Origin of the sequence: Helicobacter salomonis, from assembly GCF_017979425.1 — a bacterium.
Lineage (GTDB): Bacteria > Campylobacterota > Campylobacteria > Campylobacterales > Helicobacteraceae > Helicobacter > Helicobacter salomonis.
The window spans coordinates 1-26,006 of sequence record NZ_JAERIS010000020.1; the positions used below are offsets into that span (position 1 = coordinate 1).

22 protein-coding genes and 2 pseudogenes are annotated in these 26,006 nt (G+C 45.4%); 15 read left to right on the forward strand and 9 right to left on the reverse strand.

The window, feature by feature from the left end:
- Positions 1 to 147 precede the first annotated feature (147 nt).
- Both KCO92_RS05205 and KCO92_RS05210 read left to right on the forward strand, forming a co-directional pair.
- Positions 148 to 669 (forward strand): hypothetical protein, encoded by a 522-nt coding sequence (locus KCO92_RS05205; RefSeq protein ID WP_104694906.1) that lies wholly within the window; start codon positions 148 to 150, stop codon positions 667 to 669.
- Between the two features lie 660 nt (positions 670 to 1,329).
- A complete protein-coding gene (locus tag KCO92_RS05210) occupies positions 1,330 to 2,118 on the forward strand; it encodes a hypothetical protein (RefSeq protein WP_104694907.1) in 789 nt (262 codons plus the stop codon).
- 47 nt (positions 2,119 to 2,165) lie between these two features.
- On the opposite strand, the gene KCO92_RS05215 is transcribed toward KCO92_RS05210, so the two are convergent.
- Complete coding sequence (locus KCO92_RS05215; protein WP_199766057.1) at positions 2,166 to 2,552, reverse strand: YbgC/FadM family acyl-CoA thioesterase; 387 nt, start codon at positions 2,550 to 2,552, stop codon at positions 2,166 to 2,168.
- Positions 2,553 to 2,661: 109 nt separating this feature from the next.
- On the opposite strand from KCO92_RS05215, the gene KCO92_RS05220 reads away from it, so the two are divergent.
- The 5 genes from KCO92_RS05220 to coaBC all read left to right on the forward strand — a co-directional run bounded on the left by KCO92_RS05220 (position 2,662) and on the right by coaBC (position 8,669).
- Positions 2,662 to 3,996 (forward strand): sodium-dependent transporter, encoded by a 1,335-nt coding sequence (locus KCO92_RS05220; protein WP_104694908.1) that lies wholly within the window; start codon positions 2,662 to 2,664, stop codon positions 3,994 to 3,996.
- Between the two features lies 1 nt (position 3,997).
- Positions 3,998 to 5,332 (forward strand): sodium-dependent transporter, encoded by a 1,335-nt coding sequence (locus KCO92_RS05225; RefSeq protein ID WP_104694909.1) that lies wholly within the window; start codon positions 3,998 to 4,000, stop codon positions 5,330 to 5,332.
- Between the two features lie 88 nt (positions 5,333 to 5,420).
- Entirely contained in the window at positions 5,421 to 6,386 is a 966-nt protein-coding gene (locus KCO92_RS05230) for a phospholipase A (protein ID WP_104694948.1), read from the forward strand.
- Between the two features lie 11 nt (positions 6,387 to 6,397).
- Positions 6,398 to 7,402: a UDP-N-acetylglucosamine 4,6-dehydratase (inverting) gene (gene pseB, locus KCO92_RS05235; protein ID WP_104694910.1), complete on the forward strand. Its 1,005-nt coding sequence runs from the start codon at positions 6,398 to 6,400 to the stop codon at positions 7,400 to 7,402.
- Positions 7,395 to 8,669, forward strand: coding sequence for a bifunctional phosphopantothenoylcysteine decarboxylase/phosphopantothenate--cysteine ligase CoaBC (gene coaBC, locus KCO92_RS05240; protein ID WP_104694949.1), 1,275 nt, complete (start codon positions 7,395 to 7,397; stop codon positions 8,667 to 8,669). Before pseB ends, coaBC begins: the two co-directional genes overlap by 8 nt.
- Here the strand turns inward: coaBC and KCO92_RS05245 are convergent.
- On the reverse strand, positions 8,666 to 9,616 hold the full coding sequence (locus KCO92_RS05245; RefSeq protein ID WP_104694911.1) for a D-2-hydroxyacid dehydrogenase: 951 nt from the start codon (positions 9,614 to 9,616) through the stop codon (positions 8,666 to 8,668). The genes coaBC and KCO92_RS05245 overlap by 4 nt on opposite strands.
- 290 nt (positions 9,617 to 9,906) lie before the next feature.
- Positions 9,907 to 10,110, reverse strand: coding sequence for an aldo/keto reductase (locus KCO92_RS07425; RefSeq protein ID WP_247598949.1), 204 nt, complete (start codon positions 10,108 to 10,110; stop codon positions 9,907 to 9,909).
- Positions 10,111 to 10,582: 472 nt separating this feature from the next.
- Between KCO92_RS07425 and KCO92_RS05255 the strand changes: the two genes are divergently transcribed.
- From KCO92_RS05255 to KCO92_RS07695, 3 genes and pseudogenes are all read left to right on the forward strand, one after another.
- The gene (locus KCO92_RS05255) at positions 10,583 to 11,398 is read left to right on the forward strand and encodes a glycosyltransferase family 25 protein (RefSeq protein ID WP_233710410.1); all 816 of its coding nucleotides are present in this window, start codon (positions 10,583 to 10,585) and stop codon (positions 11,396 to 11,398) included.
- A 438-nt stretch (positions 11,399 to 11,836) separates the two neighbouring features.
- Positions 11,837 to 12,145 (forward strand): annotated as a pseudogene (locus KCO92_RS07690) (glycosyltransferase family 10 domain-containing protein); the annotation flags it as partial.
- 18 nt (positions 12,146 to 12,163) lie between these two features.
- A pseudogene (locus KCO92_RS07695) lies at positions 12,164 to 12,966 on the forward strand (glycosyltransferase family 10 domain-containing protein); the annotation flags it as partial.
- Positions 12,967 to 13,133: 167 nt separating this feature from the next.
- On the opposite strand, the gene KCO92_RS05270 reads toward KCO92_RS07695, so the two are convergent.
- Positions 13,134 to 13,583, reverse strand: coding sequence for a glycosyltransferase family protein (locus KCO92_RS05270; RefSeq protein ID WP_233710407.1), 450 nt, complete (start codon positions 13,581 to 13,583; stop codon positions 13,134 to 13,136).
- Here KCO92_RS05270 and KCO92_RS05275 point away from each other — a divergent pair.
- The 3 genes from KCO92_RS05275 (at position 13,545) to KCO92_RS05285 (ending at position 17,676) form a co-directional block, all read left to right on the forward strand.
- The gene (locus tag KCO92_RS05275; protein WP_158653529.1) at positions 13,545 to 13,775 is read left to right on the forward strand and encodes a restriction endonuclease subunit S; all 231 of its coding nucleotides are present in this window, start codon (positions 13,545 to 13,547) and stop codon (positions 13,773 to 13,775) included. The two genes, KCO92_RS05270 and KCO92_RS05275, sit on opposite strands and share 39 nt — an antisense overlap.
- A 51-nt stretch (positions 13,776 to 13,826) precedes the next feature.
- Positions 13,827 to 17,084, forward strand: coding sequence for a carbamoyl-phosphate synthase large subunit (carB, locus tag KCO92_RS05280; protein WP_411710199.1), 3,258 nt, complete (start codon positions 13,827 to 13,829; stop codon positions 17,082 to 17,084).
- A 175-nt stretch (positions 17,085 to 17,259) separates the two neighbouring features.
- Entirely contained in the window at positions 17,260 to 17,676 is a 417-nt protein-coding gene (locus tag KCO92_RS05285) for a hypothetical protein (protein ID WP_104694915.1), read from the forward strand.
- Here the strand turns inward: KCO92_RS05285 and KCO92_RS05290 are convergent, their stop codons facing one another.
- The 4 genes from KCO92_RS05290 to topA are packed head-to-tail and all read right to left on the reverse strand — an operon-like array spanning position 17,677 to position 21,952.
- Entirely contained in the window at positions 17,677 to 18,111 is a 435-nt protein-coding gene (locus KCO92_RS05290; protein ID WP_104694916.1) for a U1 small nuclear ribonucleoprotein, read from the reverse strand. It abuts the gene before it with no gap.
- Complete coding sequence (locus KCO92_RS05295; RefSeq protein WP_104694917.1) at positions 18,108 to 18,710, reverse strand: nitrate reductase cytochrome c-type subunit; 603 nt, start codon at positions 18,708 to 18,710, stop codon at positions 18,108 to 18,110. Before KCO92_RS05295 ends, KCO92_RS05290 begins: the two co-directional genes overlap by 4 nt.
- Before the next feature lie 27 nt (positions 18,711 to 18,737).
- A complete protein-coding gene (locus KCO92_RS05300; RefSeq protein WP_104694918.1) occupies positions 18,738 to 19,667 on the reverse strand; it encodes a radical SAM protein in 930 nt (309 codons plus the stop codon).
- On the reverse strand, positions 19,667 to 21,952 hold the full coding sequence (gene topA, locus KCO92_RS05305) for a type I DNA topoisomerase (RefSeq protein ID WP_104694919.1): 2,286 nt from the start codon (positions 21,950 to 21,952) through the stop codon (positions 19,667 to 19,669). Before topA ends, KCO92_RS05300 begins: the two co-directional genes overlap by 1 nt.
- A gap of 108 nt (positions 21,953 to 22,060) precedes the next feature.
- Here topA and KCO92_RS05310 point away from each other — a divergent pair, with 108 nt between their 5' ends.
- The gene (locus tag KCO92_RS05310) at positions 22,061 to 23,605 is read left to right on the forward strand and encodes a flagellin B (RefSeq protein ID WP_104694920.1); all 1,545 of its coding nucleotides are present in this window, start codon (positions 22,061 to 22,063) and stop codon (positions 23,603 to 23,605) included.
- 17 nt (positions 23,606 to 23,622) lie between these two features.
- The gene (locus KCO92_RS05315; protein WP_104694921.1) at positions 23,623 to 25,539 is read left to right on the forward strand and encodes a motility associated factor glycosyltransferase family protein; all 1,917 of its coding nucleotides are present in this window, start codon (positions 23,623 to 23,625) and stop codon (positions 25,537 to 25,539) included.
- Positions 25,540 to 25,670: 131 nt separating this feature from the next.
- Here KCO92_RS05315 and KCO92_RS05320 read toward each other — a convergent pair.
- A partial coding sequence (locus KCO92_RS05320) for a sulfatase-like hydrolase/transferase (protein ID WP_210647461.1) occupies positions 25,671 to 26,006 on the reverse strand: 336 nt, incomplete at its 5' end.

Genomic DNA, 26,006 nt, shown 5'->3' on the forward strand with positions numbered 1-26,006 from the left:
ATCACCTCCTTTCTTAGAGAAACCCTTTAAGACTTCGTTGTCTTAGAGCAGGCTCAAGGCTCTCTTGCTTAGGTGTTGGAGATGTTTAAATCCCTTTCATTGATTTTTTGTTAGAATAGCCCTTATCTTTGATTTAAAGGTTTTGCTATGGGGCAAAAAGAGTTGTTACAAGAATTTATAAATCTTAAAGAGAAAAACGAAAAATACAGAGGTAATTCCAATGCTCAGGCTGGGTATTTTAACCCCCTTAAAGCACAATGGGATTTATGGTTAAAAAACTTAAATCTCAATTACACGACCTATATTAGTTTTTGGGAGCACAACCAGCCTACGATCTGTTTTGGGCGCAAGGATATTTTGGGTGATAACTATGTCAATGGTCCTATTTTCAAAAAGCAACATGGGATTTATATTTGGCTAGGTTGCCAGTGGAAAAGGCGCACTTTTAAGTTGCGTATCGGTTGTTCCAACAACTATAGCAACGCTTCTAAACAAGAATGCACAGCTTTAGACAAATTATTTACTTTTGAGAAAGGGGCTTATCAATACAAATACGAAAAGACATACCCCAACCTGGCCGCACTCCAAGAAAATTTTTTATATGACTTTGTTGCGCTGGTGAAAGTATTCAACACAGTGCCTAGAGAGGATTTTTTACTCAAAGTATAGTTGAGGATAAGGTCAGGCATGCTCGATAGATAGTGGTTTTATCCAGATTGCGTGTAAAACTCTACTCTTTGGGGCTCAAGATGTAGGTGCATGCTAAGAAAAGACAAAGCTATCCTCGCAATAGATAATCGAGATTAGCAAGAACCTGGTGCAGCAGAGTTGGATGCGCTCATTCTAGCCACTAAAATTAAGTGCGATGATTGGGATGTAATCTATTCTTGAAGGGCCTGGGCTAGAGAGGCTTTGAGGCCTCTTAGCTTGAGTTCTCAAAGTCCCAATCTGCAGGCTCAATGGGTCTAAACTGACTTAAGAAGCTCAAACCATCCAACTGACCTTGTGTAATGGCTAAAAACACCTCTGACATTGTTTTGAAGCCCTGGGTATGGAGGCGCTAAAGCGAAAATCAGCATGCCCTAGCATGGCACGCAGAATTTGTCCTTCTGTGCTCAAGGGAGTTAGGGGGGTTTAGGCATGCTCTTTTTGAGGGCTGGTAGGATAGGGGCGCGCAGGTTACCAATAACTAATCGAGTTGTTAATGGATTTATTTGATCAGAACACATGGCAGATAGGCCTTATGATGGAGAAGAATCTGTGTATAAGTGTGCAAATTAATCCTGTGACTAGTATAATCAACCTTCTGATTCCAATTAAAGGATAAGCATGAATCCTCTACCAAGTCTTTTGCAAGACTCCCAAAAGCGTTTGATTTTAGATGCGCGTGCCTACGCGCACAAGGTGCTTATGCAACAGAAACCCTATCCCTGGCATGATGCTACACTTTATAGTAATTACATGAAACAGGTCGCTTCTTTGCTGAAAGCCGATGTGCTAGTCTTGCGCTTTGATAAACTCTTAGAAGAGGAATTACAAACTAACCGCGCTCTAGTAGCCAAGATGGCTGAAAAAAGCCGTAGCACTTATGCTCTCAAAGTTTTCATGGCAGATGAGGAGTTGCGTGCTATCACAAGTTCATTAGTCAACACCGCCACTAACACTTTACATGTGCACATACTAACCCAGCTTCCTTCTCCTCTAGCACTCCTGAAAATGACCGCTAGAGCTGTAGGAGCTAGTGAGGAATTTGAAGATGAGCATATCGAAAATGCAGGGGTGTACTACGCTGATTGGTTACGCTCCTACAAGGATTCTAAAGTCTGTGGTTTGCTATTTGATGCGCGCACACATAACCTTTCTGAAGAACTCTATCAACCCATTACAAACACTGCGAGTAGTTATGGTTGGGTTGTAGGCCTTAGGCAGGAGAAGGCCTTACATTTTTTAGGCCAAAGGGAGTCCATTCCTGTCTTGGATTCAGATTTTTGGATCGATAAGAGTGAGGGCGGGGCGTGCGCGGGCGGGGCGTGCGTGAATCGTGTTTTCTTTACAGAAATTCATCAAGAAGCAGTGCCCGAAGTGGTGCTAGAAAAGCTTAAAGAATTTGCCATCTAAATTTAGTTCAACAGCCATTCAACATGAAGAGATTCGCCCCAGAATGTTCAGAGCAAACTTTTCAAGAGAGATGCAAAGGGTACGCTGATGGGAATGGGGGTGTGGGTGGTTTGAGAGATGAAGGCTAGTTTGACCTGCATGCAAAAAAGACGCGTGGGTTCAGAGGTAACTTTTAATACTTCCTGTTCCAAGATCACACTAACTCTTTTCAATACCTTGAGCTTGGTGTGCACCTCGAGGGTGTCGCCCAGCTGGCCAGGAGCCAAAAACTCTGCCTGGATGGATTTGACCACAAAATACCCACGCTGATCCTGGGGGTGCAGGTGATGGGCAAAAAAAAGTTCGCTGCGAGCTCGCTCACAATATTTGAAATAATTAGCGTGGTAGACGATCCCACCACAATCGGTATCTTCGTAATAAACTCTAAAGCGCATGCCAATCCAAATCATTGTTAAGGGGCACAATTCTACCCAAATAAAGTAAATCTTAATTCTTACTATGCTAGAATGCGTCTTTTTTTATTCCAACAGAAAGGAGCCTTAAGTGAACAACTTCTCCAAGTTAGGCTTTGTTTTAGCCGCTTTAGGGAGTTCGGTAGGATTAGGACATATTTGGCGTTTCCCCTATATGGCCGGCACAAGTGGTGGGGGTGGCTTTGTCATTCTATTCTTAATCCTATCACTCACTATAGGGCTCACGATGTTGATTGCCGAAATGGTGATAGGGCAGAGCACCCAAAAAGATGTCGCTTGTGCCTTTGCAGAGTTAGACCCCAACCCTGAGCGCAAAACCTGGCGTTATGCGGGGCTAATGCTCTTCACCGGTCCCATCATCCTAACCTTTTATGGAATCGTATTGGGCTGGGTATTTTACTACTTAGCGGTTGTAAGTTTCAATTTACCCACAGATGTCAAGGCTTCTGAGCAGATCCTAACCAATCTTTTAGGCAATTCCGTTGGCACGCAAGTCGTCGGACTGGCTGTAACCCTCTTGCTCAGTGCTTGGGTGGTCTCTAGGGGTGTCAAGGATGGCATTGAAAAGCTTAATTTTGTTTTGATGCCCTTATTGTTCATCATCTTTGTAGGCCTGCTCATCTATGCTTCCACCCAGGACTCTTTTAAAAAAGCTCTGGATTTCATGTTTGGGATCCGCATTGCTGAGTTTAATCAGAAGGTCTTCGTAAGTGCGCTAGGACAGGTCTTCTTTGCCTTGAGTTTAGGCATAGGGATCAATATCGCCTACGCTTCTTCCACCCATTATAAGCAGGATTTGCTCAAGAGTGCAGTCTGGATTGTCTTGCCAGGGATTGCGATCTCCTTGATGGCAGGCTTGATGATCTTTACCTTTGTCTTTGAATATGGAGCTAATCCTTCGCAGGGCGCAGGGCTTATCTTTGTATCCTTGCCTGTGGTGTTTTCCAAGATGGGGGCGATAGGAAGTGTGGTCTCTGTCTTATTCTTGTGTGCTTTGGCATTTGCAGGCTTGACTTCTACCATTGCGCTATTAGAACCCCCTGTGCAGTATTTGGTGGACAAGAATTATTCCCGTTTCAAAGCAACATGGGTACTTACAGCGGTGGTTTTTGCGGTGGGCGTGGTGCTCATCTTCTCGTTAAACGCTAAGTATGGGGCGCACTTGACCTTTTTTGGCAAAAATCTCTTTGATTTGACGGACTTTTTCTCTACCTCCATTCTGATGCCTTTTTGGGGACTTGTATCTGTCATCTTTGTAGGTTGGGTGGTGAGCAGAACTAAACTCTATGCAGTGAGCCTGCACTTTTTGAATAAGTTGATGTTCCTTGTATGGGTATTCTTGCTCAAGTTTATTGCGCCTATAGTAATTTTGGTGATTTGGGCTGTGAAGATTTTGCAGGGCTAGCATGGGCTTCTCTAGACTAGGTTTTATCTTAGCCACCTTGGGGAGTTCCATTGGACTAGGGCATATTTGGCGCTTTCCCTACATGGCAGGGAGCAATGGCGGAGGGGCCTTTGTCTTGCTCTATCTAGGACTCACTCTCACTTTGGGAGTGGCCATGCTCTTGGTGGACATGGTTATTGGCAATTTGGGGCGTAAAGATGTGGTTTCTTGCTATGAACATCTCAACACCAAACACAGAAAAGTATGGTCATGGAGTGCTTTACTCCTCCTAGGTGGACCTATTATCATGTCCTTTTATGCCGTGGTATTGGGCTGGATTCTCTACTATTTATTAAAAGTGAGCTTTAATTTGCCCGTTTCTTTAGAAATAGCCCAACAAACCTTTGGCACATTGAGCTCTAGTGATCTAGCATGGCAAATAGGGGGGTTTAGTCTTTGGCTGTGGCTTACGGTGTGGATTGTTTCTAAGGGGATTAAAGAGGGGATTGAGCGCCTGAGCCTATGGCTTATGCCTCTTTTATTCATCATCTTCATTGGCTTGCTCATTTATGCCATGACCTTACCTAGTTTTTCCAAGGCCATGGCGTATATGTTTAGTTTTGATGCTAGTAAGATCACCCTTGAAGTGCTTTTAGAGGCCTTAGGGCAGATGTTTTTCTCTCTGAGTTTAGGGGTGGGCACCATCACTACTTATGCCGCTTTCACGCGCTCTAATGAAAATCTCCTAGGGAGCTCGCTATGGGTAGTTTTGCCCGGCATTGCTGTTTCCTTGGTAGCCGGTTTGATGATCTTCACCTTTATTTTTAATTTCAATGGCGAGCCTTCTCAGGGCGTGGGTCTAGTCTTTATTTCCTTGCCCCTGATCTTCCATAGTATGGGTGCTATAGGTCCCCTGATTGCCTTTTTATTCTTCTTGGCTCTGATCTTTGCAGGAATCACCTCTACGGTCTCTCTCATAGAACCTGCGATTCTCTATCTGATGAATCACTTTAAATGGAGTCGTTTTAAAGCCTCATATTTGGTGGGCCTGGGGATTTTTCTCTTAGGGTTGCTGGTGATTTTTTCCATCCACAAGGATTATTCCAAAGCCCTGACTTTCTTTCACAAAAGCGTCTTTGACTGGGCGGATTTCATCACTTCTTCAGTCACCATGCCCTTAGGAGGTCTTTTTTCACTTATCTTCCTAGGATGGTTCATGCACAAAAAACGTATTTACAAGGCCAGCGCACGTTTTTTAAGCCGCCCTGCCTTTGTGGTGTGGTTTTTTAGTGTGCGCTTTATTGCTCCGGTTATTGTATTACTCATTCTCATGTTGCAGTTTTTTAAAAGTGCGTAAGCTTCTTTTAATCCTCTGCGCTTGTTGCACCTCAGAAAGCTTGGAGCTAAGTTCTTCTCAACTCAAAAATACGGGTTATACTGGCACCATGCCTTCTGAGAGTTTTTACAAGCCAAGTTTTTATAGCCTCAAAGACAGCTGGGAAATCGCCCCCGCAAAGCCTAAAAAAACTCACCCCTTTGTGGAGTTTGCCCGGAAATACTTAGAGCTAATGGAGTATAGAGGGACTTATTTTATGCCTTATTACCACAGCTTCACACCCATTTACCAGTGGTATCACCCTGATATTAACCGTTACCAATCTACAGAATTTAAATTCCAAATTAGCTTTAGAGTTCCTGTATTCAGGCATTTTCTCTTTACCACGGGCACGCTTTATTTGGCCTACACACAAACCAATTGGTTTCAAATTTATAACAACCCTCAAAGCGCGCCCATGCGCATGGTTAACTATATGCCTGAACTCATTTATGTTTATCCTCTCAATCTCTCTATTTGGCACGGTAAATTGGGCACTTTGAGTGAGTTTTGGTTTGGGGGGCAACATATCTCCAATGGGATTGGGGGGCGGCAATGTTATCAAAAATATGAAGATGGAAATGCCCTGGGGGCGTTTCCGGGGGGGCCTGTGCGTGTGGTGAAATACAGCAATGGACAACAAGAGATCGAAGGGGGGTGCCGCTCAGTGAGTGCCGGACAACGCCCAGTTTTTCACCTAGTGTGGCAAAAGGGCGGGTTAAAAGTTAATGTTGCCTACTGGCCCTATATCCCCTATAACCAATCCAACCCAGATTTGATCGATTACATGGGCTATGGGAATGCTCTTGTAGAGTACAGACGCGGGCGGCATCATTTTGAAATGCGCCTCTATGACATTTTCACCCCTTATTGGAAATTCAAGCGCTGGCATGGTGCAGTGCGTCTGGGCTACACTTTTCGCATTAACACCTTCGTGGGCTTTTACGCCCAATATTTTAACGGCTATGGAGATGGACTCTACGAATATAATGTGTTTTCCAACCGCTTTGGGGTAGGAATCCGACTTAGTCCCTAAAAGGTTGCTTAATGGGGTTTTTGGAACAAAAGAATGTGCTTATCACTGGAGGTACAGGGAGTTTTGGAAAAGCGTGCACTCGCGCACTCTTGCAGGAACACAATCCTAAAAAAATCATCATCTATAGTCGTGATGAACTCAAGCAATACGAAATGGCGCAACACTATAAAGACCCTAGAATGCGCTTTTTTCTGGGCGATGTGCGCGATAAGGACCGACTCTGTGCGGCTATGCAGGGAGTAGATGTGTGTATCCACGCAGCCGCGCTCAAACATGTTCCCATTGCTGAATATAATCCCTTAGAATGCATTAAAACCAACATTTTAGGGGGAAGTTGCGTGATTGAGGCGTGTCTGCAAGCACATGTGGGGCATGTGATCGCCTTAAGCACGGACAAGGCGAGCAATCCTATCAACTTGTATGGAGCAACCAAGCTTTGCAGTGATAAACTCTTTACCAGCGCTAATAATATGAAGGGGAAGGCGCGCACAAAGTTTAGCGTGGTGCGTTATGGCAATGTTGTAGGCAGTCGGGGCAGTGTGGTGCCTTTTTTTAAAACCCTCATCGCACAGGGTGCACAGAGTATTCCCATTACAGACACACGCATGACGCGCTTTTGGATCACCTTAGAAAAAGGAGTCGCCTTTGTGCTCAAGAGCTTAGAACGCATGCATGGGGGGGAAATCTTTGTGCCTAAAATCCCCAGCATGGAAATTATCCAACTGGCTAAAGCCCTAGCACCCCATCTGCCCCTAAAAATCATCGGAGTGCGCCCCGGGGAGAAATTGCATGAGGTGATGATCAGCGCTGATGACAAAGCGTTAGAATTTGAGCATTTTTATATCTTAGAGCCTACTATTTCCTTCCAAACTCCTATAGATTACCGCAAAACCTTATTGGGAGAGCAGGGAGTCGCTGTACCTGAGGGGTTTAGTTATAATAGTTTGGACAATCCCAACAAACTAGACACCTCTACGCTCCTGCAGATGATTAGCAGTTTAGATGATCATGCCTGATACTTTAGATTGGCTGTGTTCTGGTCATCTCCTAGAGGGCAAGCGTATTCTATTGCTCGTCAGTGGCTCGATCGCTGTTTATAAAGCCTTGGACCTGGTGCGCGTGTTTGTGAAAATGGGAGCTCAGGTGCGCGTTGTGATGAGCGCGCATGCATGCCAATTTGTGAACCCGCTCAGTTTTGAAGCCCTGAGTCATTGCAGTGTGCTCACTTCTCAGAGTGAACGCTGGAATTTACAAGAAGGCATGTGCGCCAACCACATTACTTATGCCACATGGGCAGACTTAGTTGTGGTTGCGCCCGCAAGTGCTAACACTCTAGCCAAGCTTGCCCATGGTTTAGCGGACAATGTGCTCTGTGCTACCTTTTTAGCCAGCAGCGCGCCCAAAATTTTAGCCCCCAGCATGAACACCCAGATGTTAGAGGCACGCGCTACTCAAGAGAATTTGGCGCGCCTGCAGGCATGGGGCTGTGAAATTGTAGAGGCGCGAGTAGATCTACTCGCCTGCAACACAACAGGCAAAGGTGCGATGGCAGAAATTTTAGAAATTGTAAGTGCTAGCGCGCGTACCTTAATGCGCACCCCCTTTTGGGTCTCAAAAGAAGTGGTGATCACGGGCGGAGGAAGTATAGAGCGTATCGATGCGGTGCGCTATGTGTCTAACCACTCAAGTGGATTGCAAGCAAGTTCCCTAGCTCTCGCCCTCTGGCTCAAGGGCGCACGGGTGTTCTTAATCTCTAGCGCCTTCCCCTTAAGTCTACCTATGGACATAGGGTGCATCTGTGTTAAAAGCGCACAAGACTATTTGAACGCCCTACAAACTAAGCAAAATCTTGAATTCCCTCCCTTCTTGTTCATGCTCGCAGCTATCAGTGATTACAAGCCCACCCATCCCCATGTAGGCAAACTTAAAAAACAAGATTTAGGAGTGCATTGGGCTTTGGAATGTATGCAAAATGTGGATATTTTGCGCGCTGTGCAGGGATTTTACAAGATTGCCTTTAAGGCAGAAGAGGGAGGCACGCACCTCTCTTCTGCCCTGAAGAATGCCCAAACATTACTAGAAGATGTGGAAAACGGGGGCAAGGGATGTCAGATTGTGTGCCTAAACACCCTAGAGCAAAACCCTTTTGGAGCTTTAGAAAACCAAATCACCTTTTTGAGCAGATTGGCGTGCCGGCGCAGCGCGCGCATGGACAAGTTCAATCTAAGCTTGGAAATTTTAGACTTTGTACAAGAGAACTACTTAGAGCAAAAGCAGTTCTAAGTGTGTTGACGTAGATGGATATACTCTCTAACATTTTCGATTGTGCCCGCTACGAGCTTTTTAATGGTATTGCCATAACCCCAAGCGATATGGGGCGTGAGCAAAAGTCTATGTTGGATATCGGGGTTTAAAAAGGGGTGATTAACACGCATGGGCTCTTGTTCAAACACATCTGTGCCGTAGTAAAAATCCTGTGTTACTAGTGCCTTAGCCACCTCTTCCTCATTGACAATCCCCCCTCGCCCCACGTTGACTAAAACCGCCTTCTCTTTTAAGAGAGGCAGATTAGAGGCATTGATGAGGTTATGGGTTTGCTCATTGAGCGGGGCGTGGATGGTGATCACATCGCTAGTGCGCAACAACGCTTCTAGGGATTTTTCAGGATAAGTACTATCGTGGTTGCGCCCACTCGTCGAGGTATAACTCACACGCGCGCCAAAACTGAGCGCGCTCTTAGCCACGCTTTTTCCAATATTACCCAAACCAATGATCCCCCACTCTTTATTCTCTAAGGCCAATAAATCCTTATTAAAATGTGTAAAAACCTTGCTCTTGCAATACTCTCCACTTTTACAATAGCGATCGTAATAGAACATATTAGACAACAAGGCAAACACTAGAGCAAAGGTATGCATGGTTACGCTGTGGGTGGAATACCCCTCTACATTTTTGATTGCAATACCCAATTCCTGCGCGCAAGAATGATCGATGATATTTGTCCCCGTGGCAGTAACGCAAATAAGTTTGAGTTTAGGCAAGTTTTTTAGCGTGGGTGCATCCATTACAACCTTGTTAAGAATGACTATTTCAGCATCCTTGCACCGCTCTAACACCAATTCTTGAGGCGTGTTTGGGTAAGAAGTTAGATCGACAAATTCCTCTAGAGGAGCAAGTTTATGAGTCCGCCCTAAAGAATCCGCTTCTAACATCACTGCTTTAATTTTCATCGATTCTCCCTTGCATTTTGTGAGCAAGATTAGCACAAAATTAGCAATGTGAGCTGAACACCAACTCTGCAATTTAGGGAATTTGACAAGGTGCAGGAGAGCATTGCGCGCAACTTAGATCGCCTCACCCAATTAGAGGAATACCTAAGATCGCTTAGAAGACAACTTGCGCTACACGCGCAAGATTTGATTGTTTCATTTACCACCTTCTTGTTGAGATTTTTGGGGTGGCGATCCCCAGTTGCAGCGATTTTGCCCAGCTCTTGGTTAAAGTCTTCCAGCCCGCCAGCTTACCACTGCACGCTTAAAGTCCCAATATTTTCAGTCAAGCACTCTTCTTTAGTTGTGCCAAACAGCGGGATCGTCCCACTTTGCATGCGCAAAATCCACGATAGGGCGATTTGGACTGGGGTGGCGTTTTTACTCTTAGCAGTATCTTGTAACGACTTCACTAAAATGTCATTTTTGACTAAATTTTCAAAGCCCTTACTCAAAGACCAAAAACCCACAATGGGTGGAGATTAGCTGCCAACGCGTCATTACGCTTAATCTTGGCGGCTAGAATGAGCGTATACAACTCTGCCATATCAGGTTTTACTAATCCCACTTACCTATTGCGAGGATGGCTTTTATTTTCTTATATGCACTTACATTTAGTGCCCTATAAGGATTGAGTTTTACACGCGTTCTGATAGAATAGATTTAAGAAAAAGAGGTTATTGATTCAGCTTCAACCCCCTCGTTATGCGTAAGCTATCTAATTTTCGTACCCGAATTACGATATGATTGTTGCAGAAAAGGTACAAACAGTCCAGTTGATCTATTTCAGTCCTTCACATTTTTCACATTTTTGCTAGTGTCTTGTCCTGACATGCTAAAACACAACCTGGTCTGAGCGTAGCCAATCTTTACTCCGTGCATGCTATACTGCCGCATTTCCCATAAGAGGTAGCAGTGCGTATCTTTGTGATCCATCTTTCCAAACAAACTTGCCAAGAATGTGGCTTGGAAGAGCGTAACATTGCTCCATTGTTACGAGCATTGAATAACCCCAGGCATCCTGTAGAGATCTTCGAAGCAATCTATGCTACGAGAGAGAGAGAGAGATGGCATCCTATGGTTAAAGACCATGTCCATCCTTATTTTTTACATGCGCACAAAACCCTAAAAATGTTGGATTCGTGGAGTGCAGGTTATTATGCACTAAAATTTTTGGGAAAATCGATGAGTATTGGAGAGTTGGGTTGTTATGCAAGTCATTATGCGTTGTGGCGACGCTGTGTGGCGTTGCAAGAGCCCATTTGTGTCTTAGAAGATGATGTAGGCTTGCAATCCAATTTTTTCGAAAGCTTAGATTTTTTGGAGAAAGAGATTAGCAATTTAGGTTATGCACGTCTGATGTGTCTAAACTATGCCCAATGGGAAGCTGTTAATATGTATCCACAGATTGCCGAAAAAGTAGGATTAACCTGGGGAGAAGGTACACAAGGGTATGTAATCACTCCAAGTGTAGCACATAAATTTTTGTCTGTGAGCGCGGGCAAATGGGTCATGCCAATTGATTGGATCATGGACAACCACTACCTACATGGGGTGAGAAATTTGGTACTTAATCCCCCTAGTATATTCGTACAAAATCTCCCTAGCTATATCGATCGTTCTGACGATCGACAGCATTCACTTTTGGTGCGTTGTTGTCGCAAGATCAACACTCTCCTTGTGCGTATGTACTCACGCTGCCTGCGCTACCCCTTTTTCAGAGCTCGTTGGTTTAAGACATAACTCTTGACAATCGTTCTTGAGCAAAAATACTTAAAATTTCTATCACTGCCATCTGCATCTACGACATATCCGAATTCGCAGCGCTTCACCGGGAATGTGACACACGTGCCTAAGCTTTTTTCCAGCACCACCCCTACGAAACCGCCCACGAACACTGAGCTAAAGTCTCCCACCCGCGTATGTTCCCAAGACCCGCGTCTATCCATTTGGCCTTATATCTTCCAGGCCCCAACTTTGGTTGCAGGTGTTTTTGAGGGCTGTGGAGCCCCTTAGTGTTACAAGCATGGCAAAGCAAAATGAATAATAGGTTGGCCTTGCCACGCTATTAGAAATATCATATGCAATGTAGTGTAAAATAATGAAACACTACTTCATCGATAGCTAAGTCGTGCAAAATGCGTTAGAGACACTAATTTAATTCTATTTTAAAGGCTATGAATGTTCCAACCCCTCTTAGATGTCTTTGCAGATTCTGTGCATCTATCTCATTCTCAAGAAAAGAAACCCTTAAAATTAGGGGTTTCTCTGTGGTATGGGGATGCTATCAAAGATTTTAAAAGTTGTTGCTTTGACTATATACTGAACTCCCAATTCACGATTACCTATTCAACTTGCGAACCTTGTGATATTGTTTTTGGAGCATCATTCAGGTTAGAGGGTTTGAGTAGACCCATTTTAAATTTTTCTCAGAGGCGCATTGGCTATACGGGAGAAAGCGAACGTATTAATTTTGATATTTACGATTTTGGCATGGGCTTTGATCATCTAATTTTTCATGAACGCTATTTGCGTGTGCCTCTTTACTATACACATCTTTGGACTTTCTTAAAACTTGCTATCATGAGTCCAGATTCCCCATTTAAAGTGGATGAGCGGACCAAGCAGGCTTTTTATAAAAACTATCTCGAGCTAAACTCTAACTACCAATATACGGAGAAGGCCCCCCACTGTACCATCACCCTTAACGCCTCTTTTAAAGACAACTATCCCCATTTGTATCTTCTAGCTAAAAATCAGAGTGATCCCCTTCAAAGAGGGTTTGCAAGCTTTGTAGCCTCTAATCCTAACGCTCCTATGCGCAATGCCTGTTATCAAGAGCTTTGTGCATATCGCCCAGTTGCGGGGGGGGGGGGGTATTTAACACGATTGGCAAACCTATTAAGAACAAGTGGGAGTTTTTAAGCCAGCATAAATTTAATCTCTGCTTTGAAAATTCCAAAGACCATGGCTATACTACCGAAAAAATCGTTGATGCTTATTTTGCCCACACTATTCCCATTTATTGGGGTAATCCCGTTGTGGCTAGAGATTTCAATCCCAAGAGTTTTGTCAATGTGCACGATTTTAAGGATTTTAAAGAAGTCCTAGATTACGTCCGTTACCTAGATACCCACGATAACGCCTACTTGGAGATGCTTCATGCCCATCCACTTAACACTATAGAGGGCCAACCCAAATTCCATCAAGACCTGAGCTTTGCTAAAATTTTAGCATTTTTACAAAATGCGATCTATTCAACCGAGATTTACCATAACGACGGTGCGTACTCCATGACGATTAGAGAATTACTGAACCTACTGACTAGAAAGCTGTCTAGAAAAATAAAGAAAAGGTAGCGTTGAATCATCGTTTCATCTCAAAAGAGTTTTGATATAATCAGCCAATCGTCACGATCGCTTTAGCATCAGACACAAGTGTTCCCGGTGTTTAATGTTGGAGGCTTTGTAGACATAGCTTAGTTTACTCCATGAATAATCCTATCAAATACATCCCTGAAGCGTTTTTCGTAGGTGTGTTTGCTGGAAGCCTCTTTAAAAGCTTTATCCCTGATTTTTTGCAATTCTTCTTTGTGGTCCAAGTAGTAGCGCACTTGTTGAACGAGTTGAGGAATACTACGATAGAAGATCATGCTATCTCTCTCAAAGAGAGCCTCCAAATCTTTGTTGTAAGTAGTGATGTAAGCTGCCCCACTCATGGGTGCATCAAAGTCGCGCAGTTTCATATTGATAAAGTTTAACGATTCTACATTTCCACAGCCTAACACTAATTCGCATTGGTTAAAAAATTCGTTGGTTTGCTCTAAAGGCAAACGACCTCCAAAGCCGTATCCATAGGCCTTAACTTTAAACTTTGCCTTCTCTAGGGCTTGGATCAGTTCACCCCTAACGCCTTGACTGCTCCCCACAAATCCTATGTCGTAAAAGAGTGCCGATTAGTTTTTACGAAGCTCTTAAAAATCCCCCTCCCACCCTTGCAGGAGCAAGAGCAAATCGTGGGCGTGATCGCCAAGATCGAGCAAGAACGCACCATCCTAGAAAACACCATGAAGTCTTTAGAGAGACAGTGGGAAGTCATCCTAAAAAATATCTGGACCTGAATATATGGCCATGCCTGCAAAGACCCAAGCAACCCCCCAACTTCTGCTATAATCCCCCTTATGCAAAACTTTAAGAAAATTTTACTCATTGGATCGGGTCCCATTGTTATAGGGCAGGCGTGCGAGTTTGACTACTCCTCTAGCATCGCCCTTAAGACGCTTAAAAGCTTAGGCTATGAAGTGGTGCTTTTAAACTCTAACCCCATCACCATCAACACGGACAAAGCCCTAGCCTATAAGACCTATATTGAGCCCATTAACATACAAAATGTGCTTAAAATCGTAGAAAAAGAGGGCATAGAGGCGATCTTGCCCACAATGGGGGGGCAAACCGCGCTTAATATCATGGTGGAGTTGCACCAGCAGGGGCATTTTGAGGGCGCGCTGAAAAATGTCAGGCTCTTGGGGGCTAAGATTGAGAGCATTTTAAAGGCAGAGGATCGGCGTGCTTTTAAAGAGTGCATGTTAAGCATTGGGCTAGATTTGCCCAAGGGGGGCTATGCCTACAGTGAGGAAGAGGCACTAGGTGTGGTTAAAGAGGTGGGCTTTCCTTGCATCATCCGCTCAAGCTTTACTTTGGGAGGGGAGGGGAGTTCTGTCGCCTTTAATATTGAGGAGTTTAGAGACCTAGCCAAATTCGCCCTAGAAGCCTCGCCTATTAGCGAGATTTTGATTGAAGAGAGTTTATTGGGCTGTAAAGAGTTTGAAATGGAGGTGGTGCGCGATTGCAAGGATAATTGCGTGATCGTGTGCTGTATTGAAAATGTCGATCCGATGGGAATCCACACGGGCGATAGCATCACCATTGCCCCCGCGCTGACCCTAACAGATAAAGAATACCAGCGCATGCGCAATGCCAGCTTTGCGGTTTTGCGGGCGGTGGGCGTGGATACGGGCGGGGCGAATGTGCAATTTGCCATTAAAGATCGGCGTTTATTAGTCATTGAAATGAATCCACGGGTTAGCAGAAGCTCCGCGCTTGCCAGCAAGGCGACCCTTTTCCCCATCGCCAAAGTCGCCACGCTTTTAGCTTTAGGGCACACGCTAGAAGAAATTCAAAATGACATTACCCAAAGCACGACTTGCTTTGAGCCGACCCTAGATTACATCATCACCAAGATTCCGCATTTTGACTTTGAGAAATTCCCCCAAGTAGATACGACTCTAGGCACTTCCATGAAGAGCATCGGCGAGGTGATGGGAATCGGGGGGAGTTTTAAAGAGAGCTTGATGAAAGCCTTAGAGAGTGATTATCTCTTAAAAAATTTGCGCGCCTTTTTAGAGCAACCCCTAGAATTAGAGTTTCTTAAAAAGGAATTGCGCCGCCCTAATCCTAAACGCTTACTTTACGCCATGCACGCTTTTAGCGATGGCTTAAGTGTGGATGAGGTGAACGCGCTCTGCTACATTGACCCCTACTTCCTCAACGAGATAGCTGAGATCGTGCAGGCCCTGCTAGAACTCAAAGGCACAGAGGCAAAGACTCTACTTGGTGACAAAAACGCTCTATTTGGGCTTAAAAGCATGGGTCTAAGCGATGCGCTTATTGCTAGCTTTTTAGGGGTGAGCGAACTAAAGGTGCGCCAAGCTAGGGATGCCCTAGACTTGCACCCTAAAATGTATCAAGTGGATTTGAGCGCCAATGAGTTTAAAAGCCCCACGCCCTATTTGTATTCTACCTATGCACCCCCCTTTCCTACGCTCCAAAAACCCTTCAAATCCACACGCCAAAAAGTGATTTTAATCGGCTCAAGCGCGAATAAAATCGGGGTAGGCATGGAGTTTGACTATGCCCTCACACATGCCAGCCTAGCACTTAAAAAGCTGGGTTTAAGCCCTATCATCATTAACAATAATCCCGAGACTATTAGCACCGATCATGACACCAGCGACACACTCTACTTTGAGCCCATCACTTTAGAACATGTCTTAGAGATTGTGGCGCAAGAGAGAGAGCATTTATTAGGTGTAGTGGTGGGTTTTGGGGGGCAAACCCCGCTTAAAATTGCCAAAGATTTGGAAGCTTTGGGTATTCCCCTGCTAGGCACCGCCTTTAAGGATATTGAGATCGCTGAAGAGCGAGATTTATGCCACCAACTCTTAGATAATCTCAACATTGCCTATCCTAAAGGGTTATGTGCTAACTCTAAGGTGGATGCTTTAGAGTATCTAGGCCAGCTGGAATTACCCCTTATCCTGCGCCCAAGTTTTGTATTAGGGGGGGCTAAAATGCGTATTTTACGCAGTAAGCAAGAATGCTTAGATTACATAGAAAGTTATAATTTTGAAACCAGTCTTTTAATGGATAACTTCCTAGAGGACGCGCTAGAATTGGATGTAGACGCAATCTGTGATCAAAAAAGCGTGTTTGTGTGCTCTGTGTTAGAGCATATCGAGCCAGCCGGGATTCACTCAGGCGATAGCACTTGTTTTATCCCTCCAAATTTGAGCCCTGAGCTTTTAGATGATCTCTATTACCAGACGCAAAAGATCGCTCTGGGTTTGCAGGTGTTGGGGCTGGTCAATATCCAGTTTGCCTACAAAAATAACCAGCTGGTCGTGCTAGAAATTAACCCTAGAGCTTCGCGTACCGTACCCTTTGTATCTAAAGCTTTGGGGCTGGACATTGCGGCGATGGCCATCGGCGTGATGGTAGGGCAGAGTTTGGAGAACTTGGCTAAAGAGTTTGCTTTGGTGCATAAGGCTGAACATCTCTTTATCCCTCAAGATTTGAATTATGTCTTTGTTAAAGAGAGTGTGTTTCCCTTTAATAAACTTTATGGGGCGGATTTGGTCTTAGGGCCTGAGATGAAGAGCACGGGCGAGGTGGCAGGTGTGGGCTACACTTTGGCTGAGGCCTTTTATAAATCCCAATTAGCCTGCAATAATCCCGTAAAACTCTCGGGGAATCTCTTTGTTTCTCTGAAAGATAGCGACAAACAGCGTGCCATGCCTCTTATGCGTGCCTTTGTGAGTTTAGGCTTTAAGTTATATGCCACTACGGGCACACACAAAGCCCTGCAAGCCGAAGGGTTAGAGAGCGTGCAAGTGCTTAAAATCTCTGAGGGACGGCCTAATATTTCAGATTTTATGTTGAATCACGAGATTGACATGGCAATTAACACCAGCGACAGACTCAATGAAGACTCTAAAATCATCCGTATGCAGGTGCTCAAAAATAAGATTTCTTATTTCACTACCCTTAAAGCCACCGAAAAGGTGCTATTGAGTTTGCTAGAGTACTCCAAATTCAAGGATAGCCCACCAGTGAGTTTGCAGGAATTGCAAAAAGAGACCTTGGTTTACTGATATATTGAACACCTGATGAGCGTAGGAGAGAGGAGCCCTCTCAATCCTGCAAAATCGCTCTAAGTATGTCGGCTTTTAGTGTGTGAATGGTGAGTTATATCTTTACTCTGAAATTTTTGTGTTCCACTCATGGTAGAATAACCTATTAAACTTTTGAATGTACACAAGGAGCTGTATGAGTAGTCTTTATGTCAAGAATCGTATTCGTGGGAAGATTTCTTTGCATGAAAGAGGGCAGGGAATGTATAGAGTACACTTTGAAGCCCATCAGGTAGTGGTGCAGGCCAAGTGCAGTGCGAGCGAGGTTGAGAATTGTCAGGAAGACGATGATATTACAATTATTCTTAAAGTGATTGAAGTTCTCATCCCTAATTTTAGCCAGCGACTTAAATTAGACCCCATGGCTTTCAATGGCGTCATTTTGAGCATGAAAGCCGATCGCAAAGAACCCGACATGCAGCGTGTGGAAGTTGCTCTCAACGATTGCAGCGTGGATTTTGTGCTCGATCAGGGATCGATCGAACTCTACCATTTAGATAATGGGAAAGAATTGGTTCTATTTTGTAAGCCTGAGCATGTGACCATCTATTAGTTACCACCAAGGTCCATACATCATGGGCATGCCCGTCATCATCGGGTACATGCCATAGGGATACATGCCCATAGGATACATCCCCATCATTGGAGCCATGCCATACATTCCTGGATACATCATAGGACTCATCGGGTAGTAGGGCATGTATCCCCACCCAGAGGGGGGTAGGGCTGAGATAGAAAACATGCCCCCATGCGCTACCTTGACCCCAGCTAGAGAAATTGTATGGAAAGTGCCGTAGTTCTTGGGCTTGGATTCTGTAGGAATATCTCCATCTTTATTCCCCACACATTCGTTTTTGATTTCCCCACATTCATTTAAGGAGTCTACATCGGGTAAATTGGGATCCACATCGCTAGGATCACCCACCCAGCACCCTCCCAAGAGCGCGATGATCCCAAAGGGTATTAGTGACTTAGGCGTGTATTTCATGGTTTGCGTACATCCTTAGGCTTGGCACCCTTGACGCCTACATCCACAACATCCATAAAATCTGAACGAAATTCCAAATCTTTATTTGTAAAGACAGGCTTGAAATTATTCTTGACCAAGGGTTGGGCATTAGCCTGCGGAGCATGGCACTGCGTGCAATTAAAACGCGCCTCACTCACGCTTCCATCCTTAGTAGGACGATTGTTACGAAAATCAAAGAGATGGGAGGGAGGCACGGGAGTCGCCCCCACACTGCTTGCCACATCAGGTGCATGGCAACCTAGACACTGGTTATTTTCTTTCGTAATGGGTAACAATCCCGTGGTGTCATGAGGAATCATGGGTGGGGCATTTTCATATGCGCGCTCAAAGCGTTGGCTCTCCCCAGGGGGTTTCTTGTGAAAATCATAGGCGCGTAATTTCAGGTCCTTTTCATCTTCTAAAGGGGTGTTGCGCAATCCGATCTGAGTATCGCTCAAAAGGGGCGTTTCCCCAGGTTGTTGATCCTGTGCATGGGATTTGTGGGGATGGTTGAGCGCGTACAGCCCGCCAACAAGCAACAAACCCGCTAAAACCCCATAGCGCATCTTATGTCGCATCTACATCCTTGATATTGGTTTGTTCAATTATAGCAAGTTTGATGAGGGATGGTAATAAAATGCCACCGCTCCGATTTTTTTCACATGCATCGCTCCTTCTTGCACAAGGGCTTCTAAAACAGGAGAGGGAAGATAACTGCGCGCCTCTTCCACGCTTAAAGGACGGCGATACAGAAGGTCTAAAAAGGCGTGGGGCTCTAACTGCTGCAGGGGGAATGCATCAGGAGTATGGGCATCGCGCAAGGCCAAACTCACGGGCAAACCCTCAAAATGCGCTGCAGCTGCTAACAATGCCTCTGTGCTCAGAGGTTTGGCGTTGTGGGAGGGAGGGCGATCGATGGTGCTCAAATCCACGCGGACTAATTTAAGTTGACGCAAGAAGGCTACAATGGCTTGGATATTTTCCAAAGTATCATTGACTCCTTTGACGAGCAAAACCTCTGCAATTAACATACCCTCATAGTGCGTGCTGAAATCAGCAATACCTTCTAGCAGGCGATCCAGACGGAGTTGTGCGCTGGGTTTATCCACTTTGGCAAAGGCCTTAGGCAGAGCAGCATCGATGGAGAATTTAACCATGTTGTAGCGCAGTAGCGCTCTCTGCACTTCAGGGTCTCCAAAGCGCGATCCATTGCTTAGGATCAAGGTGTTAAGCCCGTGCGGGGTTTTTAGTTGGGTGATGAATTCATAGAGATGGGGGTAAAGTGTGGGCTCGCCATTAGCAGTAGTGGTGAGCACATCTAGGGGAGTGTTTTGGTAGGTGCGCAGGGCCGTGTGCACCGCCTCTAAGAGCGTATTTAAGGGGATTATATGCTGCATTGTGTCTATGGGCTTATGTGCTTGTAATTCGCAATAGACACAATTAAAATTGCATTGTTTCACTTCTCCACTCACATCAATCCCCAAAGACCACCCAAAACGGCGCGACTTTAAAGGACCAAAGACAATGCTCGCCATCACACTTGCTCACTCTCTATTTCTACTTTAGCGTGGCATTGTAAACACTCCTGCACACTGGGTTTTGTCTTATAGAGCTTAATCACACGCAAGCCACCACACTGGGCGCACGGGTCTGGAGCAGGCTTGTAATTGGAAATGAACTTACAATTTGGATAATTGTCGCAACCATAGAACATACCCCTTTTACCCCTTTTGGCGCGCACATCTCCCCCACACTGCGGACATTTGGCAAGGGGAGGGGTGTTTTTAACATCTTCGTTGCGGATATTTTTACAGGTGGGATAAGCACTACAGGCCACAAATGTCCCAAAGCGCCCCCTTTTGCTCACCATCGGCGCGCCACACTTTTCACAAACACCCAGGTCTTCCATTTGAGAGACTTCGGATTTGATAAACTTGCATTTAGGATAAGCGCTACACGCTACAAACACGCCATATCTACCCGTCCTTTGCACCAATGGAGCGCTACATTTAGGACATGATTCGCCAGTGGGCACACTCACCTTTTGGGAGACGATATTGAGCTTGCCCTCTTCAATCTGCGCCATAAAGGGAGTGTAGAAGTCTAAAAGCATTTGTTGCCAATTAAGTTGGTGGCTAGCAATCGCATCTAATTTATCTTCTAGCCCTGCGCTAAAGGCGGTGTTCACAATCTCGCTAAAGTGTTTTTCTAAAATCTCTATCACGCTAAAGGCGTTTGGAGTGGGGGCGAGCTGTTTTTGTTGCAAGGACACATAATCACGGCTAAGTAAGATGGCGATAGTAGGCGCGTAGGTGCTGGGTCGCCCAATTCCCAAACTCTCTAAAGTTTTGATTAAGGAGGCTTCTGAGTAGCGCGCAGGGGGCTGCGTGCTACACTCCTTAGCCTCTAAACTCTCCAGATGCACTTCTTGATGCAAGCTAAAATGGGGCAAGAGCATGTCCTTATCTACCTCGCCCAAGACTTTGTAAAAGCCCTCAAAGAGCAATTTGCGCCCACTGGCTTTAAACACAGCCCCTAACTTCTCATTAGTAAAATGCACACTCTGGTTTTCAAAGCGCGCATCGCTCATTTGAGAGGCCAAGAAGCGTTGGTAAATCAAGGTATAGATTTTATGCTCTTCGGGCTTGAGGTAGTTTTTAGCGATATTTGGGGTGAAATCTAAATTGGTGGGGCGGATTGCCTCATGGGCTTCTTGAGCACTCTTATTTTTAGAAGTGTAGACTTTGGGTTTTTTGGGCACAAAAGGCGCTCCATAAGTCTGCTCAATGAAAGTACGTGCGGACTTAATAGCTTCCTTAGCGATGTTAAGGCTGTCCGTGCGCATATAGGTGATCACCCCGCTAGCCCCCTGTGGAGTCATCACACCCTCATAGAGTTTTTGGGCGATACTCATGGTTTTAGAAGGGCTATAACCTAGTTGGCTGGAGGCACTTTGTTGCAAAGTGGAGGTCATGAAAGGGGGGGGCGTGGGGGCATTCTTCTCTTTAGTGCTGATTTCTTGGACTTGATAAGTCTGAGCGCGCAAATTAGCTACCATCTCCAAGGCCTCTTGGGCATTTCTAAGACCTTGTTTCTTGAGTTTTTGGTTTTGATAGGTGTGTAAACTCACTGATACCTTTTCAATCATACCCTCAATCTCGTAGTAAGTGATGGGCTTAAAGGCCTTGATCTCGCGTTCGCGATCCACCACGATTTTAAGAGCTGCGCTTTGCACCCGCCCCGCACTCATACCCTTAGAAATTTTAGAGGCTAGTAGAGAACTCAAACTAAAGCCCACAATGCGATCCAAAAGCCTGCGGGCTAGTTGGGCGTTGATTTTGTGTACATCGAGGGTTTTGGGATGTTTGAGTGCGTGCAAAATGGCGGTTTTTGTGATTTCATGGAAAACAATGCGTGGAAAGGTAAAGATAGGGCTGTTAGGAGTCTTGGTCTGGCTCTGAAATTCTAAAGTGTGCATTTCCTCCAAGGGGTCTTGGCCTTTGCGTTTGGCCTGATCGATGAGATAGGCGATGTGGTAACCGATTGCCTCGCCCTCGCGATCTTCATCCGTGGCGATGTAAATTTCTTGCGCGCCTTGGGCGCGTTGTAAAATCTGCGCCACAATTTCCTCATGGTCTTTGTCTACAGCATATTTAGGAATGAATCGATCCTCTTGTACACTAATTCCCATAGCGTATTTGCGCAGATCGCGCACATGCCCTTTAGAGGCGATGATCTCATAACTACCATCTAAGAAATGTGCGATTGTCTTGGCTTTAGTGGGAGACTCTACAATAATCAGTTTGGTGTGTTTGCCCATGCATACCTCGTTTTTCTCACATTATAAACTATTTTACTGCAAGGAGTGTCTCTAAAACATGGAATAGCTATTGCTTTGTGTGGGCATATTATTGCAAAGGATGCACAGATGAGTTTTAGAATCAATACGAATGTAGCCGCATTGAATGCACACACTATCGGGGTACGCAACAACCGCGATCTTTCTACCTCTTTAGAAAAATTAAGTTCAGGCTTGCGCATCAATAAGGCTGCAGACGACGCGTCAGGGATGGCGATCGCCGATAGCTTGAGAAGCCAAAGTGCGAGCTTGGGGCAGGCGGTCAAAAACGCGAATGATGCAATCGGGGTGGTGCAAACCGCAGATAAAGCGATGGATGAGCAAATCAAAATCTTAGACACGGTGAAAACTAAGGCCGTGCAGGCCGCCCAAGATGGACAAACTGCCGAAACTAGAAAGGCGTTGCAAAGTGATATTTTACGACTCCTAGAAGAGTTGGACAATATTGCTAACACCACGAGCTTTAATGGCCAGCAGTTGCTGGCAGGAAGTTTTTCCAATAAAGAATTCCAGATCGGGGCGTATTCCAACACTACGATCAAGGCTTCTATTGGCCCTACAGGCTCAGATAAGATTGGGCATGTGCGCTTTGAAACCTCAGCAATGGATCGCGGGGGCATGGAAGTGAGTGCGGGTGCGCACAACCTCCAGGAAGTAACGCTCAAGTTCAAGCAGGCGGATGCGGTAAATGATTTTAAATTAGAGTCTGTAAAGATTTCCACTAGCGCGGGCACAGGGCTAGGCGCGTTGGTGAATGTGATCAATAAGAACTCTGTGGCGTTGGGCGTGCGCGCCACCGCCGTGGTTTTGGGCACGGGTGAGAACTCCGTAGAGTCAGGCACGGTAAGGGGCTTGACCATTAATGGGGTGTTGATCGGGAATGTGAATGATGTCCAACACAATGACCGCGATGGGAGATTGACCAATGCGATCAACTCTGTTAAGGAGCGCACAGGTGTAGAGGCTTATACGGATATTCAGGGACGTATCAATTTACGCTCTGTAGATGGGCGTGCAATCTCCATCCACACTGAGAGTGCTTCTGGGCATGTCTTTGGAGGAGGGAATTTTAGAGGCATCTCAGGCAATGCACACGCCATCGTAGGTCGATTAACTTTAACTAGAGAGGATGCGCGCGACATCATTGTCAGCGGGGTGAATTTTAGCCATGTCGGCTTGCACTCTGCTCAGGGTATCGCAGAATACACAGTGAATTTGCAGAATATCCGTGGGGTTTTTGATGCCAACGCTGCCAGTGCTGGGGGGGGGAATGCTAACGCTGCTCAGGCCGCCTTTAATCTTAAGGGCATTGGGGCAGGGGTTACGAGTTTGCGCGGGGCGATGATGGTGATGGATATGGCTGAGAGCGCGCGCACCCAGCTGGATAAGATTCGCTCTGATCTAGGTTCTGTGCAGATGGAGTTGGTCACCACGATCAATAACATCTCTGTAACTCAGGTGAACGTGAAAGCGGCCGAATCGCAAATCCGCGATGTGGATTTTGCTGAAGAGAGTGCGAGCTTTTCTAAATACAATATCCTGGCCCAGAGCGGGAGTTTTGCGATGGCCCAAGCCAATGCGGTGCAGCAAAATGTCTTGAGACTCTTACAATAGAGGGGGTAGGGTAGGACTTGTCTAACATTTATGAGAAGAATCTAGGGGTGTTGCAAGCCAAAGACCCCCTGCTCGCCTTAGAGCTGGCCAAGCTCAAGAGTAATCTCAAATACGAGGTCTTTGTGCAACAAGACGCGTTCAATATTGTGGACATCTCCAGTAACACACCTTTATTTGCCAATAAACCCTTAGAAGAAAACTTAGATCGTTTTGAAGAACTCAAGAGCTATGCCTATATTCCCTACCTTTACTTCTACGGTGCAGGCAATGGCATGCTCATGCGTTTGTTTTTGGGATTAGAACAACTCAAACGCATCGTGGTCATTGAACCAGAATTAGAAATCATTTTTATTATTTTGAACCTATTGGATTTTAGCGAAGAGATGGAGAGTGATCGCCTGATTTTATTGCATTCTAGTGCGTGCAATTACCCCTTGATCGCTTCACTTTTCCTGATGGACAAGCACGCCAAGATTTATGCCAAAGTCTATGAGCTGATCATTGCCCATTCCTATTATGAACGCTATGCGCCGGATTTTACCCAGATCAACCAACACTTCATTAAAGCTTTGGAAAACGCCGTGATTGGGGTGGGCAATGACGCTAGAGATGCCATCATTGGTATCAAACACCATGTGCAAAACCTCCCCTTTGTTGTGCAAACCCCAACTCTCATCAACCTCGTGCAAGCTCTCAAGTTGCGCAACGCGCGTTACAACACTGCGATCATTGTCTCTACAGGGCCTAGCCTCAACAAGCAGCTACCCCTGCTCAAAGAAATCGCTCCCTATGCAACTCTCTTTTGCATTGACGCATCTTTCCCCATTTTGCACGCGCATGGGATCAAACCCGATCTGGTCTTTTCTTTGGAGCGCGTGGAGGCTAGCGCAAAATTTTACGAAGACACTCCTAAAGAGGCCCAAGAGGGCGTGATCTTTGCCATCACTTCGATTGTGCATTCAACCTTACGCCAAGCCATCAGTAAGGGCACTATCCAGTTTAGTTTGCGCCCCTTTGGCTATACAAGCCTTTTTAACTTGCATGACTATGGCTATTTAGGCATTGGCATGAGTGCGGCTAACATGGCCTATGAGCTCGTGGTGCATGCGCGCTTCAAGCGTTGTGTTTTTATCGGGCAGGATTTGAGCTTTGCGCCCAGCGGGGATAGCCATGCTAGTGGCGCTCTCTATGGCGCGCAGGAAATCAAGCCCAAAGAGGAAGGAGAGAAAATTTTTATTGAAGCCTATGGTGGGGAAGGACAAGTGGAGAGCACGCGTATTTGGAAACTCTTCTTAGATTTTTTTGAAAAAGACATCTACCACACGCCTTATAACCTAGAGGTGATCAACGCTACAGAGGGAGGGGCTAGAATTAGGGGCACTTTGGAATTGAGTTTTGCAGAGGCAATAGCTAGAATCCATGCGGATTTACCCCTCTTAGAACCCAAACCCCCCCTACAGCTCACCTCCCCAAGCCCAGAGCAGAGCACGCAATGGCTAGAGGGAGCTAGAAACACTTGCCTAGAGGCGATTACCTACGCCCAAGAGTGCAAAGAAAAGATCGAAGCCCTTTTTTTAGAGGTGATGAGCTTTTTAGAAGAGATCGAAGACTTGAATGCCAAGCAGGAATTAGAGAATTTGGATTTAAAGCGCATTGAAGACTTGAGCATCAAGATTGATAATCTCAAGGGCTTGTTTGAAGAGGTCAAGTTTACCCAATGCTTTAATGATGCGATTCAATCCTATATTTTCCACCAAGAACTTGACATCGCTAAGATTGTCGTCAAGCCCACTTTCACTCAAGAAGATTTACAGGCCAAACAATTAGAATGGATCTATGCGCATAAATACTGGCTCTTTAGCTTGGCTGGGGGAATCACCTGTGTTAAAGAGGTTTTAGAGCAGGCTTTGCAAACATGGGAAGGGGAGATTTAGCCCATTTCTCTTTGTCTTGTTTGGCGCGCGGGCGCTAAAGCCCACAAGCTCGAAGTTGTGGGGATAATTGGCTGGCAAATTTGTGCTGTAGACACAAGAGACGATGTGTAAGGAGAGCGTGTTAAAGATGCTCAGGGCCTTTTTTTGTAGAGCATATTTTGACAATACATTCTTGGGCGCGTAATATCAAAATCGGGATTTAGCAAATCCCTACTCTCTAAATTATCCTTAGTGTGAATCCCTGCTAAGGGCAAAAGGGTGTGGATGAGATCATCGATCATAAAGGGCTTGTGCACGGCTTGAGCAAGCTGTTTCACTTTATCAGGGTGCTTTTGTTTAAAGAGATCGGTAACATAGATGACAAAGGGGATTTCTACGCCATAGGTAGAGCAACGATGCCCATAGGTGTTATCACTTTCAAAAATATCTTGGGCATGATCGGAGAGATAGATGATCACTGCGTCCTT

What these genes read in the sequence shown, in the direction of transcription:
- KCO92_RS05205 (WP_104694906.1), top strand. Translation starts at nt 148, where the DNA reads ATGGGGCAAAAAGAGTTGTTACAAGAATTTATAAATCTTAAAGAGAAA.
- KCO92_RS05210 (WP_104694907.1), top strand. Translation starts at nt 1,330, where the DNA reads ATGAATCCTCTACCAAGTCTTTTGCAAGACTCCCAAAAGCGTTTGATT.
- KCO92_RS05215 (WP_199766057.1), bottom strand. Translation starts at nt 2,552, where the DNA reads ATGCGCTTTAGAGTTTATTACGAAGATACCGATTGTGGTGGGATCGTC.
- KCO92_RS05225 (WP_104694909.1), top strand. Translation starts at nt 3,998, where the DNA reads ATGGGCTTCTCTAGACTAGGTTTTATCTTAGCCACCTTGGGGAGTTCC.
- KCO92_RS05230 (WP_104694948.1), top strand. Translation starts at nt 5,421, where the DNA reads ATGCCTTCTGAGAGTTTTTACAAGCCAAGTTTTTATAGCCTCAAAGAC.
- pseB (WP_104694910.1), top strand. Translation starts at nt 6,398, where the DNA reads ATGGGGTTTTTGGAACAAAAGAATGTGCTTATCACTGGAGGTACAGGG.
- coaBC (WP_104694949.1), top strand. Translation starts at nt 7,395, where the DNA reads ATGCCTGATACTTTAGATTGGCTGTGTTCTGGTCATCTCCTAGAGGGC.
- KCO92_RS05245 (WP_104694911.1), bottom strand. Translation starts at nt 9,616, where the DNA reads ATGAAAATTAAAGCAGTGATGTTAGAAGCGGATTCTTTAGGGCGGACT.
- KCO92_RS05285 (WP_104694915.1), top strand. Translation starts at nt 17,260, where the DNA reads ATGAGTAGTCTTTATGTCAAGAATCGTATTCGTGGGAAGATTTCTTTG.
- KCO92_RS05290 (WP_104694916.1), bottom strand. Translation starts at nt 18,111, where the DNA reads ATGAAATACACGCCTAAGTCACTAATACCCTTTGGGATCATCGCGCTC.
- KCO92_RS05295 (WP_104694917.1), bottom strand. Translation starts at nt 18,710, where the DNA reads ATGCGACATAAGATGCGCTATGGGGTTTTAGCGGGTTTGTTGCTTGTT.
- KCO92_RS05300 (WP_104694918.1), bottom strand. Translation starts at nt 19,667, where the DNA reads ATGGCGAGCATTGTCTTTGGTCCTTTAAAGTCGCGCCGTTTTGGGTGG.
- topA (WP_104694919.1), bottom strand. Translation starts at nt 21,952, where the DNA reads ATGGGCAAACACACCAAACTGATTATTGTAGAGTCTCCCACTAAAGCC.
- KCO92_RS05310 (WP_104694920.1), top strand. Translation starts at nt 22,061, where the DNA reads ATGAGTTTTAGAATCAATACGAATGTAGCCGCATTGAATGCACACACT.